Annotated in this window: 14 protein-coding genes and 2 pseudogenes; 7 read left to right on the plus strand and 9 right to left on the minus strand. The window is 71.9% G+C overall.

The genetic code is table 11. From position 1 onward, the window contains the following. Window positions 1-160: 160 nt before the first annotated feature. Window positions 161-2,155 carry a glycosyltransferase family 2 protein gene (locus KYY02_RS06100; RefSeq protein WP_371236408.1) on the plus strand — a complete coding sequence of 665 codons (1,995 nt, stop codon included), beginning with the start codon at window positions 161-163 and terminating at the stop codon, window positions 2,153-2,155. After that, the gene (gene glxA / locus KYY02_RS06105) at window positions 2,152-4,092 is read left to right on the plus strand and encodes a radical copper oxidase GlxA (protein ID WP_371236409.1); all 1,941 of its coding nucleotides are present in this window, start codon (window positions 2,152-2,154) and stop codon (window positions 4,090-4,092) included. The genes KYY02_RS06100 and glxA overlap by 4 nt, the downstream gene beginning before the upstream one ends. A 114-nt stretch (window positions 4,093-4,206) precedes the next feature. On the opposite strand, the gene KYY02_RS06110 is transcribed toward glxA, so the two are convergent. From KYY02_RS06110 to KYY02_RS06125, 4 genes are all read right to left on the minus strand, one after another. Beyond that, window positions 4,207-5,235, minus strand: a complete 1,029-nt coding sequence (locus KYY02_RS06110) for a glycoside hydrolase family 6 protein (RefSeq protein WP_371236548.1) — start codon at window positions 5,233-5,235, stop codon at window positions 4,207-4,209. A gap of 228 nt (window positions 5,236-5,463) precedes the next feature. Beyond that, window positions 5,464-6,111, minus strand: a complete 648-nt coding sequence (locus tag KYY02_RS06115) for a sortase domain-containing protein (protein ID WP_371236410.1) — start codon at window positions 6,109-6,111, stop codon at window positions 5,464-5,466. 90 nt (window positions 6,112-6,201) lie between these two features. Next, window positions 6,202-6,981 carry an HAD-IIA family hydrolase gene (locus KYY02_RS06120; RefSeq protein WP_371236412.1) on the minus strand — a complete coding sequence of 260 codons (780 nt, stop codon included), beginning with the start codon at window positions 6,979-6,981 and terminating at the stop codon, window positions 6,202-6,204. A gap of 293 nt (window positions 6,982-7,274) precedes the next feature. Then, on the minus strand, window positions 7,275-8,402 hold the full coding sequence (locus KYY02_RS06125) for an ROK family transcriptional regulator (RefSeq protein WP_371236414.1): 1,128 nt from the start codon (window positions 8,400-8,402) through the stop codon (window positions 7,275-7,277). A 56-nt stretch (window positions 8,403-8,458) separates the two neighbouring features. On the opposite strand from KYY02_RS06125, the gene KYY02_RS06130 reads away from it, so the two are divergent. Together KYY02_RS06130 and KYY02_RS06135 are read left to right on the plus strand one after the other, a co-directional pair. Beyond that, complete coding sequence (locus KYY02_RS06130; RefSeq protein ID WP_371236415.1) at window positions 8,459-9,526, plus strand: Gfo/Idh/MocA family oxidoreductase; 1,068 nt, start codon at window positions 8,459-8,461, stop codon at window positions 9,524-9,526. Next, window positions 9,523-10,014 carry a heme-degrading domain-containing protein gene (locus tag KYY02_RS06135; RefSeq protein ID WP_371236417.1) on the plus strand — a complete coding sequence of 164 codons (492 nt, stop codon included), beginning with the start codon at window positions 9,523-9,525 and terminating at the stop codon, window positions 10,012-10,014. The genes KYY02_RS06130 and KYY02_RS06135 overlap by 4 nt, the downstream gene beginning before the upstream one ends. Before the next feature lie 74 nt (window positions 10,015-10,088). On the opposite strand, the gene KYY02_RS06140 is transcribed toward KYY02_RS06135, so the two are convergent. From KYY02_RS06140 to KYY02_RS06150, 3 genes are all read right to left on the minus strand, one after another. Beyond that, complete coding sequence (locus tag KYY02_RS06140; RefSeq protein WP_371236418.1) at window positions 10,089-10,946, minus strand: fumarylacetoacetate hydrolase family protein; 858 nt, start codon at window positions 10,944-10,946, stop codon at window positions 10,089-10,091. Window positions 10,947-11,211: 265 nt separating this feature from the next. Further along, window positions 11,212-11,928 (minus strand): YidC/Oxa1 family membrane protein insertase, encoded by a 717-nt coding sequence (locus tag KYY02_RS06145; protein ID WP_371236420.1) that lies wholly within the window; start codon window positions 11,926-11,928, stop codon window positions 11,212-11,214. A gap of 93 nt (window positions 11,929-12,021) precedes the next feature. Then, window positions 12,022-12,345, minus strand: coding sequence for a DUF6412 domain-containing protein (locus KYY02_RS06150; protein WP_371236422.1), 324 nt, complete (start codon window positions 12,343-12,345; stop codon window positions 12,022-12,024). A gap of 235 nt (window positions 12,346-12,580) precedes the next feature. Between KYY02_RS06150 and KYY02_RS06155 the strand changes: the two genes are divergently transcribed. Further along, window positions 12,581-13,594 (plus strand): SEC-C metal-binding domain-containing protein, encoded by a 1,014-nt coding sequence (locus KYY02_RS06155; RefSeq protein WP_371236423.1) that lies wholly within the window; start codon window positions 12,581-12,583, stop codon window positions 13,592-13,594. A 79-nt stretch (window positions 13,595-13,673) separates the two neighbouring features. On the opposite strand, the gene KYY02_RS06160 is transcribed toward KYY02_RS06155, so the two are convergent. After that, entirely contained in the window at window positions 13,674-14,507 is an 834-nt protein-coding gene (locus tag KYY02_RS06160; RefSeq protein ID WP_371236550.1) for an alpha/beta fold hydrolase, read from the minus strand. Window positions 14,508-14,890: 383 nt separating this feature from the next. Further along, window positions 14,891-15,313, minus strand: a pseudogene (locus KYY02_RS06165) (MBL fold metallo-hydrolase); the annotation flags it as partial. Between the two features lie 291 nt (window positions 15,314-15,604). On the opposite strand from KYY02_RS06165, the pseudogene KYY02_RS06170 reads away from it, so the two are divergent. Both KYY02_RS06170 and KYY02_RS06175 read left to right on the plus strand, forming a co-directional pair. Then, a pseudogene (locus KYY02_RS06170) lies at window positions 15,605-15,736 on the plus strand (hydrophobic protein); the annotation flags it as partial. A gap of 935 nt (window positions 15,737-16,671) precedes the next feature. Beyond that, window positions 16,672-18,486, plus strand: coding sequence for a hypothetical protein (locus KYY02_RS06175; protein ID WP_371236424.1), 1,815 nt, complete (start codon window positions 16,672-16,674; stop codon window positions 18,484-18,486). Window positions 18,487-18,678 lie beyond the last annotated feature (192 nt).

An 18,678-nucleotide genomic window follows, 5' to 3' on the forward strand; every position in this document is an offset into this window, starting at 1 on the left:
TCATGCAACCGGAACAACGCTGTGCCGTGTCTATAAGGTGTGGGTGACGTGGTGACAGCGGTCCACCACTGATACGTCCGTGGCGGTCGAGGGGGACCGGACCGGATGTGAGGAAGCGACGAAAACACGCGGCGACCGTCGTGTGTTGGGGGGATGACTCATGACGTCGACGCCGACGGGCGCCCAGAAGGACGACGACCCGTCCCAGACCACCCAGCTCAGGGTGCCCGGCCATCGGAACTGGAACACGGGCACGTTCCGCCGGATCAAGAAGGCGCTGCCGAGATACGACTACGAGCACTACAGCCGGCTCGCGGGTCCCCTCACCCAGCCCGATCCGAACAGACCGTACAAGGTGCAGTACCGCTCGCTGATCAGCCAGGAGCCGCACCGCATCCGCATCGCGCTGATGCTGGCCGCGGCCCCGATACTGTCGCTGGTGCTGCTGGTGTGGCTGCTGCAGCCCTCGCACTGGACCGAGCGGGACTACGTGGAGTCCGCGTGGCTGCCGGCCCTCGACATCGTCATGCTCGTCTCGATCGGCCTGATCGAGTTCTTCCGCTGCATGAACGTGCTGTCGAACGCGCACGCCACGCTGGTCGCCCGCGACCCGGTCCCGGTGGTGCCCGAGACCGGCACCCGGGTCGCCTTCCTCACCTCCTTCGTGCCCGGCAAGGAGCCGCTGGAGATGGTGACGAAGACCCTGGAGGCGGCCGTCAGGATCCGCCACCGGGGCCTGATGCACGTCTGGCTGCTCGACGAGGGCGACGACCCCGAGGTGAAGGAGGTCTGCGCCCGGCTCGGCGTGCACCACTTCTCCCGCAAGGGCGTCGCGAAGTGGAACCAGGAGAAGGGCGCACACCGCGCCAGGACCAAGCACGGCAACTACAACGCCTGGCTGGACGCGCACGGCGACGACTACGACTTCTTCGCCTCGGTGGACACCGACCACGTGCCGCTGCCGAACTACCTGGAGCGGATGCTCGGCTTCTTCCGCGACCCCGACGTCGGCTTCGTCATCGGCCCGCAGGTCTACGGCAACTACGACAACTTCGTCACCAAGGCCGCCGAGTCCCAGCAGTTCCTCTTCCACGCGCTGATCCAGCGCGCCGGCAACCGCTACGGCTCGCCGATGTTCGTGGGCACCTCCAACGCCGTGCGCATCAAGGCGCTCAAGCAGATCGGCGGTCTGTACGACTCGATCACCGAGGACATGGCGACCGGCTTCGAGATGCACCGCCACAGGAACCCGGCGACGGGCAAGAAGTGGCGCTCGGTGTACACCCCGGACGTGCTCGCGGTCGGTGAGGGCCCCAACGCCTGGACCGACTTCTTCACCCAGCAGATGCGCTGGTCGCGCGGTACGTACGAGACGATCCTCAAGCAGTACTGGAAGGGCTGGTACTCGCTCCCGCCGAGCAAGCTCTTCAACTACACGATGATGATCATCTTCTATCCGATGTCGGCCCTGAACTGGATCCTGGCGGCGCTGAGCTGTGCGCTGTTCCTGGGCCTGGGCGCCTCGGGCGTGAACATCGACCCCACGGTCTGGCTGATGCTCTACGGCAACGCCTCCGCCCTGCAGATCGGCCTGTACGTCTGGAACCGCCGGCACAACGTCTCGCCGCACGAGCCGGAGGGCTCCGGCGGTGTGGCCGGCATGGTGATGTCCGCGCTGTCGGCGCCGCTGTACGCGAAGGCGCTGATCGACTCCGTCCTGCGCAGGAAGAGCAAGTTCGTGGTCACTCCGAAGGGTGATTCGGCCAGCCCGGACACCTGGTTCGGAACCTTCCGGTACCACTGGTACTTCATCCTGATCTTCGCCGGTTCCGTCGCCGCGGGCTTCGTCTACGGACACTCCCACCCGGCGATGGTGATCTGGGCGACCTTCGCCCTGCTGATCACCGCCGCACCGATGTTCGCCTGGCGGCACGGCATGCGGCAGGACCGGAAGAAGCCCGGCGCCCACGCCGGGGGCGGGCGGCCGGGTGCCGCCGAGGCGCCCCGCACGCAGGAGCCGCCGCAGCAGCACGCCCCGCGGGACCGGCCCACCTGGGCCGCCTCGCACGGTGGGCCCGCAGGCGCCGGGGACACCCCCGGAAACGACCAGACCATGCAGATCGCCCTTGGTGGACTTGGGGGACGTAAGGAATGAAGGACCGTGCAGGCCGCCGTCGGGCCCGTCGGATCGCGATAGGCACGGCGGTGGTGCTGGCGCTGGCCGGAATGAACGGGCCGTGGCTGTACCGCTTCGGCACCGGGAAGTACCACCAGTACAGGATCAACCAGCCCGAGTACAAGGCCGCGAACGGCAAGTGGGAGATCGTCGAGTTCCCCGAGGAGTACCGGCAGAACACCATCCACGCGGCGCTGCTGCGCACCGGGAAGGTGCTGCTCATCGCCGGTTCGGGCAACGACCAGGACAACTTCGACGCGAAGAGGTACGACACCCGCGTCTGGGACCCCGTCAAGGGGAGCATCAAGAAGGTGCCGACGCCCACCGACCTGTTCTGCACCGGCCACACCCAGCTCGCCAACGGCAACCTGCTGATCGCGGGCGGCACCAAGCGGTACGAGAAGCTCAAGGGTGACGTGAAGAAGGCCGGCGGCCTGATGCTCGTCCACAACGAGAACCCGGACAAGCCGATCACCCTGCCCGCCGGCACGAAGTTCACCGGCAAGGGGAACGGCAAGACCTTCGTCTCGAAGGACCCGGTGCTCGTCCCGCGCGCCGAGAAGAACTTCGACCCGGGGACCGGCGAGTTCCTGGGCAACACCCCGGGCGTGGGCCGCATCTACGTCGAGGCGCAGAAGGAGGGCGCCACGTACGAGACCGGCACCCAGGACAACTACAAGGTGCAGGGCCTGACCGGCGCCGACGCGCGCAACACGTACGGCATCGCCGAGAAGCTCGCCCTGGACAAGAAGGACTTCCAGGGCATCCGGGGAGCCTTCGAGTTCGACCCGGTCGCCGAGAAGTACATCAAGGTCGACCCGATGAAGGAGGCCCGCTGGTACCCGACGCTCACCACCCTGAGCGACGGCAGGATCCTCAGCGTCTCCGGCCTCGACGACATCGGCCAGCTGGTACCGGGCAAGAACGAGATCTACGACCCGCAGACCAAGGAGTGGGCCTACACCGACAAGGTCCGCCAGTTCCCGACGTACCCGGCGCTGTTCCTGATGCAGAACGGCAAGGTCTTCTACTCGGGTTCGAACGCCGGCTACGGACCGGACGACGTGGGCCGCGACCCGGGCGTCTGGGACGTGGAGACCAACGAGTTCACGAAGGTCCCCGGGCTGAGCGACCCCGACATGCTGGAGACGTCCGGAACGGTGCTGCTGCCGCCCGCGCAGGACGAGAAGTACATGGTGATCGGCGGCGGCGGGGTCGGCGAGTCCCGGCTGGCCAGTGAGAAGACCCGGATCGTCGACCTCAAGGCCGACGACCCGAAGTTCGTCGACGGACCGTCACTGGACAAGGGCACCCGCTACCCGCAGGCGTCGATCCTGCCGAACGACGATGTGCTGGTCACCGGCGGCTCGGAGGACTACCGGGGCCGCAGCGACTCCAACATCCTCGAGGCGCGGATCTACGACACGGAGAAGAACGCGTTCCAGCGGGTCGCCGACCCGCTGGTGGGCCGCAACTACCACTCGGGCTCCATCCTGCTGCCCGACGGCCGTGTGATGGTCTTCGGCTCCGACTCGCTCTACGCCGACAAGGCGAACACCAAGCCGGGCGAGTTCGAGCAGCGCATCGAGATCTACACGCCGCCGTACCTGTACGGCGACGACGAGCAGCCCGACCTGTCGGACGGGCCGAAGACCATCGAGCGCGGCGGGTCCGGCACGTTCACCTCGGCGGACGCGGCGTCGGTCAGGAGCGTGCGGTTGATCCGGCCGAGCGCGTCCACGCACGTCACGGACGTGGACCAGCGGTCGATCGCGCTGGACTTCAAGACCGACGGGGACAAGATCACCGTGACGGTGCCGGAGAACAGGAACCTGGTTCAGTCCGGTTGGTACATGCTGTTCGTGAACGACGGTGACGGGACGCCCAGCAAGGCGCAGTGGGTGCAGGTGCCGTAGCGCTGCGCGGCCCGGCCGCGGGTCCGTCGCGCGTCCGTCGCGGCCGGTCGCGCCCGCGCGGCGGCGGCCGCGCATGTCACAGCCCCGCGCCCCTCGGGCGCGGGGCACTCGCCGTTACCCGGATTCCTCGGCCAGTTTCAGGGCGTACTCGGGCCACCACTCGCCCGCCTTCGGGCCGCCCTTGCACTCGCCGTCCGACTCCCCCGGCCGCTTGACCCACAGGTAGGCGTCGACCAGGGGGTCGGCCGTCCTGGTCGTCGGGGTCTCGCCGAGGGCGCGGCCGGGCGGGTTGCACCAGCGTTCGTCCGCGGCGCCCTCGGTGTAGGGGCCGTTGCCGTTGCGGCTGGTGTCGATGACGAAGGGCTTGCCGCCGATCTTGGCGGAGAGCTGCTTGCCGTAGGCGATGGAGTCCTCGGTGGAGTAGAAGTTGGAGACGTTCACCGAGAAGCCGTCGGCCTGGTCGACGCCCGCCCACTTCAACGGCTCGTGGATCTGGTCGGGGTCGCCCCAGCCGGCGTTGCCCGCGTCCAGGTAGACCTTGGTGTTCCTCAGGTCCTTCAGTGTGGCTATGGCGCCCTTGAGGAGGTCGTAGCGCTCCTCGTGGAACTCGTCCGGGGTGCAGCCGTCCACCAGGTGCAGCACCGCGTCGGGTTCCAGGATCACGGTCGCCGGACGGTCCCCGATGCCCTTGGCGACACCGTCGACGAAGGCGCGGTAGGCGTCGCCGTCGGCGGCGCCGCCCTGCGAGTACTGGCCGCAGTCGCGGTGCGGGATGTTGTAGAGGACCAGCAGTGCGGTGCGGCCCGCCTCGTTCGCGCTCTCGGTGAAGCCGCGGGCCTGTTCCTCGGGGTTCTCCGGGCTGATCCACTCGCCGACGGGCTGCTGGGCGATCTTGCGGATCTGGTCGGCCTGCTCCTTCTTGCCGTCCTCCACCAGCCGGGCGACCTGTCGCGCGGCGTTGCCGTCCGGGTTGACCCAGAACGGGTCGGACTCCTTCGGCTGCTGCGTGATCCCCGCGCCGGCGTCCGGCTCCTCCTTCTTGCCGTCCGAGGACGAACACCCCGTGATCAGCAGCGCCGCCCCCAGCACCGCCGCGGAGGTCCGCCCCCCGACGAACGCCCCGACCCCCCTGCTGCCGTACATCATGCCCCCCTTGGGTGCACTTGTTCCATGTGCTCCGAGCCCCAATCCTGGCACACGCCCCGCGACGCCCACGAGTCCGAACCCGACCTGGTCCGCCGTCTGCTACGGCCCGGTGCCACGGGCGTGCCCGGTCGTGCCGTGCGGCCCGGCGGCGGGGGCCACCTGCGGGAGCACGGACCGCGACCGGTCCGTGGCGTGGTGCCGGTCGCCGGGTCAGGGGCGCGGGATTCAGGCCCCGGCCCCGCTCCCGGCCCCGCTCCCGGTCAGGTACGCCGAGACGATCGCGACGGCCGTGCAGCCGCCGGCGGCCCGGCCGGGGTCCTCGGCGCAGGCGACCAGCAGGAGTCCGGCCCGGTCCGCGGGGCCCGGCTCGGCGGCCCGCCGGGCGTCGAACCGTTCGCGGGGGAGGACCCGGACGTCCTCCACGGTGAACTCGGCGACCCCCGCGTCCGCGCGGGCCACCCGGATCGTCCGGCCGGGTTCGAGCGCGTCGACCGGGCGGAGGGCGGCGGACCCCACCACCAGCGCGGCGCCGGGCTCCCCCGGCGCCACCCCGTCCGCGTACCAGTGGACCGCGTCCGGCCGGCCGTTCCCTCCGGCCACCACCGGTACGCGGACGCCGAGAGCCGGGATGTCGAGGCGCCTCGGTTCCGCGGCGGCCAAGGGGCGGTGCGCGGGCGGCAGTTCGACCCTGGGCGGCCGTCCGGCCGCCGCCATGTCGCCGACGGCGGTCCCGGACGCGCCGACGGGTGCGCCGCTCCGCTCACCGCCCCACAGCCACAGTCCGAGCAGCAACGCCGTCCAGGCCGCGCCGGCGAGCAGCCGTCCGGTGCCGGGCGGGCGTCCCGTACGGAGGGTGTTCAGCGGGGAACCCATCGTGTACCTCCAGACATCTGGAGGGTCCCGCGCGGGTTCCGGTGCCGCATCCCCATGGGGGTGGCGACTGCTCCGTACGGGTGGACGGGGTCAGATCAGGTCGACGAGGTCCGCGATGGAGTCCACGACCTTGGACGGCCGGTACGGCCAGTTCTCCACCTGCTCGGTCCGGGTCAGGCCGGTGAGCACCAGGAACGTCTGCATGCCGGCCTCGATACCCGCCAGGACGTCGGTGTCCATCCGGTCGCCGATCATCGCGCTGCTCTCGGAGTGGGCCCCGATGGTGTTGAGCCCGGTGCGCATCATCAGGGGGTTCGGCTTGCCCGCGAAGTACGGCTGCCTGCCGGTCGCCTTGGTGATGAGCGCGGCCACCGCGCCGGTCGCCGGGAGGGGCCCCTCGGTGGAGGGACCGGTCTCGTCGGGGTTGGTGCAGATGAAGCGGGCACCGTCGTTGATGAGGCGGACCGCCTTCGTCATGGCCTCGAAGGAGTACGTCCGGGTCTCCCCGAGGACCACGTAGTCGGGCTCGTGGTCGGTGAGGACGTAGCCGATGTCGTGCAGCGCGGTGGTCAGTCCGGCCTCGCCGATGACGTACGCCGAGCCGTTCGGGCGCTGGTCGTCCAGGAACTTGGCGGTGGCGAGGGCGGAGGTCCAGATGTTCTCGATCGGCACCTCCAGGCCCATGCGGCGCAGTCGGGCGTGCAGGTCGCGCGGGGTGTAGATCGAGTTGTTGGTGAGGACCAGGAAGGGCCTCCCGGACTCGCGCAGCTTCTTGATGAAGGCGTCGGCGCCGGGGATCGGTACGCCTTCGTGGATCAGCACCCCGTCCATGTCGGTGAGCCACGATTCGATCGGCTTGCGGTCTGCCATGTGCGTGATCTCCTGCCGTACGCGGTCCTGCGTGCGCCCCAGCCTAAACAGCCCCGGATCATGAGGGAACGCCGGATGCGCCTCGGCTCGGCTCGGTTCGGTTCACGGGCGCGGGGTGCGTGCGCTCGCCGGGGCCGGTGGGCGGGTCGGGGCCGCGGGCGGCGTTCCCGCGGGCAGTCGTGCCGCCGGGGCGGCACGGGTGGGCGCGGCGGCACCCCGCGGGCGCCGGGTCGCGCCACCCCCTCCGGCCCGCGCGGACGCGGGCGCCCCGCAAACCCGGTCCCCAGGGCCCCCTACCCGTCCCCCCGCCCGAACACCGGCGCCAGCACCAACTGCGCCGCCCCCTCGGCGACCCCGCCGCCGACCACCCGCACCGGCACCGCCGCGTCCCCCGTCCGCCGGGCCCGCGCGTCCAGTACGGCCCGTACGCCCCGTGCGAACGCCTCCGGGTCCCCCTCGACCGTCCGCCCCCCGAGCAGCACCCGGTCGATGTCCAGCAGCCCCACCAGGTTCCCCGCCCCCACCCCCAGCACCCGCGCCGCCTCCTCCGTCTCCCCCCGTACCACGGCCCCGAGGCACAGCGCCTCCACGCATCCCCGCCCGCCGCACCCGCACCGCGGCCCGTCCAGCTGGATCACCTGGTGCCCGAACTCCCCCGCCCCGGTCCTCGCCCCCCGGTGCACGGTCCCGCCGATCACCAGCCCCGCCCCCAGCCCCGTACCGAGATGCAGGTAGGCGAAGGAACCGCCCTCGCCGCCGACCGCCAGGCCCAGCGCCGCCGCGTTGGTGTCCTTGTCGACGACCACCGGCACGCCGAGCCGCCGGGCCAGCGCGTCCCGGAGCGGGAAGCCGTCCCACTCGGGGAAACCGGTGACCCGGTGCAGCACGCCCCTGGCGTGGTCGAGCGGCCCGGGCAGCGCGACCCCGACGCCGAGCGGAGGCCGGCCCGTCCCGGCCGCACCCGGCGTCCGCAGCGCCTCGACCGCCCCGGCCACCCGTGCCAGGACCGCGTCCGCCCCCGCGCCCAGGGCCAGCGGGGCCCGCCGCCGGTCCACCACCGTCCCGTCGAGGTCGACCAGGACCGCCCGCACCTCGTCCCGGTCCAGGTGGACGCCCACCGCGTGCCCCGCCTCCGGGACCAGCCGCAGCACCGTGCGCGGCTTGCCGCCCGTGGAGGCCCGGCGCCCCGCCTCGGCCGCGAGCCCGTCCGCCCGCAGCCGGGCCGTGATCTTGCTGACCGCCTGCGGGGTGAGTCCGGTCCGCTCGGCGAGTTCCAGCCGGCTGATCCCCTCCGTCCCGGCGGTCCGCAGCAGGTCGAGCACGAGCGCGGTGTTGTGGCTGCGCAGGGCGAGCAGGTTCGCCCCCAGTGGGGCGCCGGGCGCACCGTGTGCCCCGCCGATGCCGTCGTTCGTCCTGTTCACCGGCCCATTCTCTCCCCTGCTTGCACTTTGGCAACAGCGTTGCGAAAGTAGGGGCCATGACTGGCACTCCCCTGCGCGTCGGACTCGTCGGCTACGGCCTCGCGGGCTCCGTGTTCCACGCCCCGCTGATCGCCGCGACCGAGGGCCTCGCGCTCGACACGGTGGTCACCTCGAACCCCGGGCGGCAGCGGCAGGCCCGCGCCGAGTTCCCTGACGTACGCGTCGCCGCGAGCCCGGACGAGCTGTTCGCCCGCGCCGGCGAACTGGACCTGATCGTCGTCGCGTCCCCGAACAGGACGCACGTCCCGCTCGCCAGGACCGCCCTCGGGGCCGGTCTTCCGGTCGTCGTCGACAAGCCGCTCTCCGGCACGGCGGCCGAGGCGCGCGAGCTGGCGGCGCTCGCCGAGGAACGCGGCCTGCTCCTCTCCGTCTTCCAGAACCGCCGCTGGGACAACGACTTCCTCACCCTGCGCAAGCTGATCGACGAGGGCGAGCTCGGCGAGGTGTACCGCTTCGAGTCCCGCTTCGAGCGCTGGCGCCCGCAGCTCAAGGGCGGCTGGCGGGAGTCCGGGGACCCCGCAGAGATCGGAGGTCTGCTCTACGACCTCGGCAGCCACGTCGTCGACCAGGCAGTGGTCCTCTTCGGCCCGGTGACCGCCGTCTACGCCGAGGCGGACATCCGGCGCGACGGCGCGCGGACCGACGACGACACGTTCATCGCGCTGACGCACGCGAACGGCGTCCGCTCCCACCTCCACGTCTCGGCGACCACGGCCCAGCTCGGCCCGCGCTTCCGCGTCCTGGGCTCGAAGTCCGGCTACGTCAAGCACGGCCTCGACCCCCAGGAGGCCGCCCTGCGCGACGGCCTGCGCCCCGGCGCCGGCTGGGGCACGGAACCCGAGGAGCTGTGGGGCCGCATCGGCGCCGGGGAGTCCCCGGTGACCGGCGGCGGACACCCCGTGCCGACCCTCCCGGGCGACTACCCCGCCTACTACGCGGCCGTGGCGAAGTCCCTGCTGGAGGGCGCCCCCAACCCGGTGACCGCGCGGGAGGCGGCCACCGCCCTGGACGTACTGGAGGCCGCCCGCAGGTCGGCCCTGGAGAAGGTGACGGTGACGCTGTGACCACCCCGAAGCAGAGCCCGGAGCAGCCTCCGGGCGTGGAGGAGCTGGAGGCGCAGGAACGCCGCCTGGCGTTCCGGCGGTTCACGCACGACGACGCGTGGGCGCTCGGCTCCCTGCTGGTGGAGATGGCACGCGAGCGCCGGGCTCCCGTCGCCGTCGACATCCACCGCGCGGGCCAGCAGCTCTTCCACGCGGCCCTGCCCGGCTCCGCCCCCGACAACGACGCCTGGATCGCCCGCAAGCGCCGGGTCGTCGAGCGCTACGGCTCCGCCTCCTATCTGGTGGGCGCCCGGCACCGCGCCAAGGGCACGACGTTCGAGGCGTCCTCCCGTCTGGACCCCGACACCTACGCGGCCCACGGCGGCTCCTTCCCCATCACGGTGGAGGGCGTGGGCGTCATCGGCGCGGTGACGGTCTCGGGCCTCCCCCAGCTCCAGGACCACGAGCTGGTGGTGGAGGCCCTGGAGGCCTTCCTGTCCCGCTCGTAGAAGTCTCCGGGGCGGCGGGGACCGCGCCGGCCGGCCGCGGGTGGGCCGTGGCCGGCCGGCGCGGTCCCCGCACCTCAGGCGCTTCTGAACTCCTGCCGCTGCCTGCCGAGCCCGGAGATCTCCAGCTCGACCACGTCCCCGGCCCGCAGGAACGGCTTCGGCTCCGGCTCCCCCAGCGCCACCCCCGCCGGCGTCCCGGTGCTGACGACGTCACCGGGATACAGCGTCATGAACCGGCTGACGTACCGCACGACCTCACCCACCGGGAAGATCTGCTCGGCGGTCGTCCCGTCCTGCTTCAGCTCCCCGTTGACCCACAGCCGCAGCGACAGGTCCTGCGGATCGCCGACCTCGTCGGCGGTCACCAGCCACGGCCCCAGCGGGTTGAACGTCTCGCAGTTCTTCCCCTTGTCCCAGGTCCCGCCCCGTTCGAGCTGGAACTCCCGCTCGGAGACGTCGTGCGCGACGGCGTACCCGGCGACGTGCGCGAGCCCCTCCTCCGCCGACTCCAGGTACCGCGCCGTACGCCCGATGACGACCGCCAGTTCGACCTCCCAGTCGGTCTTCACCGACCCGCGCGGCACCAGCACCGTGTCGTCGGGGCCGACGACCGTGTCCGGCGCCTTGAGGAAGACGACCGGCTCGGCGGGCGGCTCGGCCCCCGTCTCGCGGGCGTGGTCGTGGTAGTTCAGCCCGATGCAGACGATCTTCCCGATCCGCGCCACCGGCGGCCCGATCCGCAGCCCCGTCCCGTCCAGCACGGGCAGCTCGCCGGTGCCGGCGGCGGTCCTGATCCGGCCGAGCGCGGCCTCGTCGGCGAGCAGCGCCCCGTCGATGTCGGGGACGAGACCCGACAGGTCGCGCAGGGTCCCCTCGTCGTCGAGCAGCGCCGGCCGCTCCTGTCCCGCCGTGCCGACTCGCAGCAGCTTCATGTTTCCCGTCTCCCTCGATCGCGGGCCCGCCCGATGGACCCCGGCCCGGATACGGCGGGGCGCAGCCATCGGAGGACTGGTCGATCCTCCGGTCCGATGGTCCACTCCGCAAGACCCGGTTCACGTACTGGACCGCGGGGATCGTGCGCCCGGCCCCGACAGCCTTCGCCCGGCGCCCCGGGGTGGTGCGGGGACCGCACACATCCAGCCCCCGCACCCCCATGACCGTGGGCCAACGGCGCCCCCGACCCGGCCCGCCCCGCGCTCAGCGGTGGAGCACGGCCCGCTCCGCCACGCTCCACGCCGTACTGGTCACCATGTACAGCGCGGCGGCCAGCGGCAGGACGGCGACGGTGACGAGCGTGAGGAAGGACATGAACGGCATCACCCTGGTCACCGCACCCAGCCCCGGCACCTGCTCCCCCTCGCCGGCCGCGGGCATCGCGGGGTTGGCCGCCATCATCCGCCGGGACAGCCGGTAGCCGCACCAGGCGACGACGGCGACGACCGCGAACAGCCCGACGTACACCAGTCCGGGCCCGCCGAACACCCCGCCGTCCCCGAGCGCGTCCGTCCACCTGCCGCCGAGCGGCGCCTCGAACAGCCGGTGTCCGAGCAGCTCGTTGGTCCGTCCGCCGATCGTCTCGCTGGAGAAGAGGTGGTACAGCAGGAAGAAGGCGGGCAGTTGGAGCAGGCTGGGCAGGCACCCGGAGAGCGGCGACACCCTCTCCCGCGCGTGCAGTTCCAGCACGGCCCGCTGCAGCCTCTCGGGGTCGCGGCCGTGCTTGCGGCGCAGCTCGGTGATGCGCGGCTGGAGCGCCGCGCGGGCCTTCTGCCCGCGTGCGGCGGCGCGGGACAGGGGGTGGACGAGGAGTCGTACGAACGCGGTGAACAGGACGATCGCCGCGGCGGCCGCGAAGGCGCCGAACAGCGGCTGGAGCAGGTCGGCCAGGTGCTCGACCAGGCTGGCGAAGACGGACATGGGTGAGCCCTCCGGGGGTCTCGTCGTGCCGGAAGTACGGGAAACGGCGGCATGACGACCCGCAGCGGGGCGTGGTGGACGTACGGAAGTGCCCTACGCGGCGGTCGCCAGGAGGGCGCGTCCGGGCGCTCGGGGTCTGGTGCGCCCCTTGGCGTCGGGGTCGCGCTGGGGCAGGAAGGCCGTACGCCGGTCGCGGTCGCGTATCGCCGTGCGCACCCGGGTGGGCGGCACGGTGGGCGCGCAGCGGGCGGCGACGAGCGCGCAGACGGCGAGCGCGGTACCGGCGGCGGCGGTCGCGGCGAGCGCGACGTCGGCCAGGGAGAGCCCGCCGGCGGCGGGCAGCAGGAGCAGGACGGCCTGGAGCAGCGGCAGGAGCACGGCGAAGGCGGGACGCGCGGTCGCCCGATGACGGATCACTCGCGCCGCCCCTCCCCCGTCTCGTCGAACCTGCCGTACGACCGGTCGTACCGGATCGCCGCTCGTGCCGGACCGGGTTCCGGCCCCCGCACCACACAACGTCCGGCACCGGCCCGACGGTTCCGCCGGCCGGACATCCGTCGTACGGACCACGGGGCACCGCGAGCGGGCCCGGGCGACCCGTCCGCCCCCGCTCCCTCACCTCTCGTCACCTCTCGGCAGTACGGTGTCACCCATGCGCCCCGACACGCCTGCCGAAAACGTCGACCACACCGCCGAAGCCGACCGCCTGGAGCGGATCGCCGACCGGTATCCCGAGGACGCCGAGGCCCTGCTCCTGCGTGCCGCCGCCCACCGGGAGCTCTCCGGCGACCGCCCCGCCGCGACCGCCCTCTACGACCGTCTGCTGGCCTCCTCCCGGGAGCTGGACGACCCGTACCTGGTCCGGGCCCTCAAGGCGTCGAACCTCTGGGAGTACGGCCACGAGGCGGAGGCCCGCGCGATCATCACCGGCATCCGCACGGCGGCCCCGCGCGACCCCGCCCCCTGGGTGATCGTCGCGGAGTCCCTGGAAGCGCACGACGAGCTGGAGCAGGCGCACGAGACGTTCACGCAGGCGGTGCTCCTCCTCCTGACCGGGGTCGAGGAACCCCCGCGCGCCACCCACCCGCTCCTCTTCGGCCGCCACCGCGTGCGCAGGATGCTCGGCGCGGCGCACGACGAGTGGGACGCCCTGGCGGACACCGTCCACACCCTCCCGATCGGCCTGGACGAACTCCACGACCCGAAGCGGGTGTGGACCCTGGGCTCGGAGAACCCGGTGGAACTGGAGGCGGAGATCATCCGTCTGCGCGCCGAACTGGGCGCGTACCGGGAGGCGTTGTCCCGCCCGTTCCCGGTGGCGGTGCTGCACTGGCCGGCCGGCGAACTGGCGGAGCTGAAGGAGGCGTACCCGCCGCTGGCGGAGGAGTACCCCTCCTACGAGGAGCACCTCGCGGCCATGGAGGCGGCCCTGCGGGAGCTGGCGGCCTCGGGCACGCGGAACCTGGGCGTCGTCACGGGCACGGTCCCGTCGTACGAGGCCTTCGCCGCCTCCGAACTCGCCTCCCCCGCCGACCCGGCCCTGCTTCCCCAGTACGCCACGACACTGGCGGCACGCGGCCGGGCGGTGGCGTGGCCCCCGGAGCGGTCGGCGGCGTGCTGGTGCGGCTCGGGGCGGGCGTACGGGGAGTGCCACGGCGCGGACTGACGACCGGCTGTGCGCCCGCACGCCGGGTCACGGCGTACGGGCGCACAGGTGCTCCAGGCCCCGTGGGCGCAGGGTTCGCCTACTTGGCCAGGAAGGCGAGGAGGGCGTCGGTGACCTCCTGGGCGTGGGTCCACAGCAGGCCGTGGGGGGCGCCGTCGATGACGACGTAGTCGGCCTGCGGCAGCGCCCGGTGGAAGGGCTCGCCGGTGGACTCGATGGGCAGGATGCGGTCGGCGGTGCCGTGCAGGATCAGCGCCGGGACGTCGATCCTGCCGACGTCGGCGCGGAAGTCGGTGGTCCAGGTGGCCACGCAGGCCAGGGAGGCGTACCAGGAGGCGCCGGCGGCGGTGTTCCAGCTGTGGCGCAGGGCCTCTTCGCTGATGCGGGTGCCGAGGTTCTCGTCGAGGTTGTAGAAGTCCTGGTAGAAGGCGGTGAAGTAGGCGTAGCGGTCGGCGGTGACGGCCTGCTCGATGCCTTCGAAGACGCCGGCGTCGACGCCGGTGGGGTTGTCGTCGGTCTTGAGCAGGAAGGGTTCCAGGGAGGCGAGGAAGGCCGCCTTGGCGATGCGGGCGGAGCCGTGGGTGCCCAGGTAGCGGCCGACCTCGCCGGTGCCCATGGAGAAGCCGACCAGGACCGCGTCGCGCAGGTCGAGGGTCTCCAGGACGGTGTTCAGGTCGGCGGCGAAGGTGTCGTAGTCGTAGCCGGTGGTGGGCTGCGAGGAGCGGCCGAAGCCGCGCCGGTCGTAGGTGATGACGCGGTAGCCGGCCTTCAGCAGGGCGGCGGACTGCTTCTCCCAGGAGCGGCCGTCGAGCGGGTAGCCGTGGATCAGCACGACCGGCTGCCCGGTGCCGTGGTCCTCGTAGTAGAGCTCGATGTCGGTGGTGTTCTCCTGGCCGACGGTGATGAACGGCATGGTGATCGCTGCCTTCCCTGGTCCGGTGGTGTCGAGCACTGCGAGAAACATAGCGCACAATTAAATTGCACGCAACTAAGTTGCGTGCAATCGAAAGTGGACGACGACATTCCGGTTGCTGGGGCGCCCGGAGAGCGCCACAGGGGACCGCCGCACGACCGCATCCGTCTTCCGTGTCCCACCTCCTGCACGCCGGCGTCCCGGTCGTCCTGCGCCACGCCCCGGGGGCCCGCGCCGGGTGGTGGCCGTCCACACCAGGGACGGACGACCGGGGAAGGTGCCGTACTCGGCGACCGCCGACATCACCCGGGGCGTCCTCTTCGTGCTCTTCGGAGCGGCCACGAGGGTGGCGGCGCTCCCGTCGTGACCGCGGGGCGTGCGGGTCAGGCCGTCGCCCGGTCCCCGACGGTGACCCGCTCACCCGGGGCGCACCGCACCAGCCGTGCACCGTGGCCCCTGCGCCCCGCCTCCGCGAGGAAGTCCCCCAACGGGGAGCGGAAGACCGTGTAGTCGCTGTGATGGACGGGCAGCGCGCGCCGCGGGCGCAACAGGTCGAGCAGGTCGGCGCCCTGCCCGGCGTCCATGGTGACCACCAGACCGCCGGGCAGGGTCGTGCCGCCGAGGTGCAGGACCGCCAGGTGGATGTCCGGGTGGCGCGCCGCGATCTCGCGCAGCCCGTCGTACATCAGGGTGTCGCCGGAGAGGTAGAGGACCAGCCGGATCTCCCCCGAGCGGTCGCCGAACTCCAGCAGGCCGCCCATCACGGGCGGCAGCAGGGCCCGCAGCGGGCCGGGCGCGTGGCGGCCCGAATGCGTCCGCCGGGCCCGGCCAGTCGCCCGTGCTCTTTCCCACCTGCCCCTCGGCGGCCGTCCGGTCGTTTCCGACGGCGCTTCCCAGGGCTTCCTTCATCTTGCCCTTGACCTGCTCGGTCCTTTCCTGGGACTTCTCGTCGGCAGCCATTGAAGAACACCTCCTGACAGTTCCTCCCGCTGTCGCGGTGACCTGTTTCCACCCCGGCCTTTCTTTCGCGAAAAGGCGTCGCGGGGTGAACGGCGAAGGAATTTCCAGGCAGATGAGGATGCAGGAGATCGGTAATCATGGTTCCCCTGGCACTCGTTCTGCTTCTTGCGCTGCTCCTCTCCGGTGTCGGCTTCACCGTCAAGTTCCTCTGGTCGGTCGCCGTCGCCGTCCTGGTGCTGTGGCTTCTCGGTTTCGTCATGCGTTCCACCGCGACGGTCACGAACGCGGTGACACCCGTGGGACCGCAACAGGCGACACCGGAAGGGTCGATTACCAGGGCGGTGCCGGGGACGATCGGGACGCCTTCCAGCGCCTGGGCGAGCTCTCCCCGGTGCGGGAGCCGCGCGCCGATCCGCGCCCCGCTGCGCTGCCCGTGCTGCCGCTGTCCGCCCAGACAGGAAACCCCTCCGCCGAAGGGCCTGCTGGCCGGGTCGACGACTGCCCCGTCGAGCCCTTCGCGGCGGCAGAACTGCCGGCCCGGGCGCGGGCCGACGTGGAACCGTCCCGCCTGCGCGGCCCTCACGCCCGCTGGCGCACCGCACTGGCCGACTCTCCCCGCAGGAGGCGTCCCCCTCTGCGGCAAGGACGGGCCGGCCGATCACCCGGCCTGAGCGGGTGTCGGGACGACCGCACAGTACGCCTCGCCCTCCCGGGCGAGGTGCTCGATGGTATCGGTGCGGCCCGGCCGGCCTGGGGAAACGTACGAGTGGCAGCGCAGAACTCGTTCCTCACGGCGCACCCGGGGCGAGCACGGGGTCCGTCCGAGGACCCGTCGTTCACCGCTGCTGCCGTCCGCCCGGACCGCAGCCCAGGGACCGGTGGGATGTGCCGACGCGGGCGCATCCGTCCGGCCCTGTTCTGCCACTGTCCGAATTTCTCCGAATTCAATCAAAACTGATCGGGAATCGGTTATTCCCTCCTCCATTAATGACCGGGCCCGCGGCGCGAGTTCGTTGTGGTCACAGCCGGGTCACGAGTATTCCCATGGTGCTGGATTTCCTGGACTTCGAGGGTGGGAAAGGGGCCGGGGCCGCGTTAGCGTGTGCTCCTCCGGGATTCCCGAAGGCGCGTTCCGGGTACGGCGCTGCCGTCGTGCCCGGCCGCCGGGGAAACCCCGTGCAGCGGACGCATCAGGAGGGCAGGCATGACCACATCCGAAGAGAGCGTTCCCCCGAGGTTCCTCATACCCAAGGGAGCATGCGTAAGGGGTCCGGACGGACAACTGCGCAAGGTCGTGAACCACGTGAAGACCAGTCGCTGGATGTACCTGCTGGACGGCATCGGGACCCCCGTCGAGCAGAGCGCCGTCACCCGGATCGCACCCGACCCCTACCCGGCCGTCGTGGAGGCCAGGCCGGCGGTGGAGGGCACGAGCACGGCCCACCTGACCACCGAGGGCATGGGAGTCGAACTGTGCACTCCGACCTGGCTGGAGGGGACCTTCGTATTCGACCGGAAACGCCGGTTCCCCACAGCAGCGTCCGAGTGGATCAAACCGGCGGTGACGTACGGGTCGGAGGAGTGGGACGCCTTCGGCCGTCTGTCGCTGGACAATCCCGTCGTGAACGGCGACGGCGTGTCGGTGACCGCCACCATCCGCAGCAACCCCGAGCACTTCGCGGACCCCCACGACATGGTGACGCTCAGACTCGAACGGGACCTCGACAAGACCCTCGACGCGATCGCCGTGGTCACACCCGGCAAGGACCGCACCCGGCAGGACCAGCGCAACGTCGCCCGCGTGGCCGTGACGTACAGCTGGGAGCAGCTGGCGCGGCTCCTCGATGCTCCGGCTGAAGCCAGGGCGGATCCCGCCAGGGCACGCGCCTACGTCGAGGACAAGATGCCCCGCCCGGGACTGCGCGCCGACTGGTACGTCGCCGCGCGGAAGGGCGCCAAGAACACCTACATCCACCGCAGCGGCGGAGCCGACGGCAAGGGGCACACCGGTCTGCTGCGGCTCCGTCCCCTCACCCCGAAGGAGTACGCCGACGCCGCGGTCAACCAGACGCGGACGGAGTGGAACCTCAGCGAGGACCTCACCCCGGACCGCCCCGTCTACGCGGCCCACAGCCAGGTGCTGCAGATCGGCAGGGAAATGGCGACGACGATCGAGGCCGAAGCGGAGTACGTCGTCACCGACGGACAGCTGACCCGGGCGATCGGCGTACTGGAGCTGCTGGTGGGTGCGCCGGCGGAGGCCGCGGAGTACGGCATCCGGGCCGCCACCGCCCACGGAGTGAAGGAGACGCACGACACCTACTACGACACGGCCGAACACGACCTGCTGAAGAAGGGCATCGTCCTACGGCGCCGGCACGTGTCCACCGACCCCGAGGGCACGTTCCTGTTCGCGGTCAAGGGCGGGACCGTCACCTTCCGCAACGAGCCGTTCCGCCTCGCCTCCCAGGTGCACCTGTCCGCCGACCCCGTCACCAGTCCGGAGGTGGCGGAGTTCTGCCTCGGCACCACGCCCGACAACGCCTTCGCCGCCGTCCTGCGCGACGCGCTGGGCCCGCAGTGGGGCGACAAACGGCTGGAGCTCCGGCACGCCCTGACCGTGCACTCCACCCGGGTGAAGTTCAGTCTCCAGCTGGACAACGCCACCACCATCGAATTCAGCGCCGACACCTCCCACGCCACCACGCCGGACGGGCGCGAGAGCTCACAGATCCACTGCCTGGAACTGGGCGTCGGCCACCCCGGCCTCTTCGTCGCGGACGCCGCGGCCGGCGGACCGGGGACCGGCACGACGGTCGCCGCGCAGGAAGCGCCGCTGTTCACGCGGACGTACCACCTCCCGAAGGACCTCGTCCCGGAGCTGTCGGCGAAGGCCGACTTCCGGCAGTTCACCGGGTTGCGCGGGATGCTGGTGCCCGTGCTGCTGGGCCCGGACAAGACCACACCCGGCGGGAACAAGGCCCAGATGCTGGCGAGGGACCTCAAACTGTTCACCTGACGGCACCCGCCCCGTCCCCGGACCCGGCGGGTGCCGCGCGACCGGCCCCGAAAGCGGTGCCCCGCTCGGCCCGGACGGTGGACGTCCCGCCGTTCCCGGCGCCCCGCGGGTCCGCGGAGAAGGCCGGCTCGGCTTCCTGCCCAGGACACGGGCGTAGGCGGTGGCGGCCAGGGCCACGGCGGTGACGGCGGA

The organism is Streptomyces pimonensis, assembly GCF_041380215.1.
GTDB classification, from domain to species: Bacteria; Actinomycetota; Actinomycetes; order Streptomycetales; family Streptomycetaceae; genus Streptomyces; species Streptomyces pimonensis.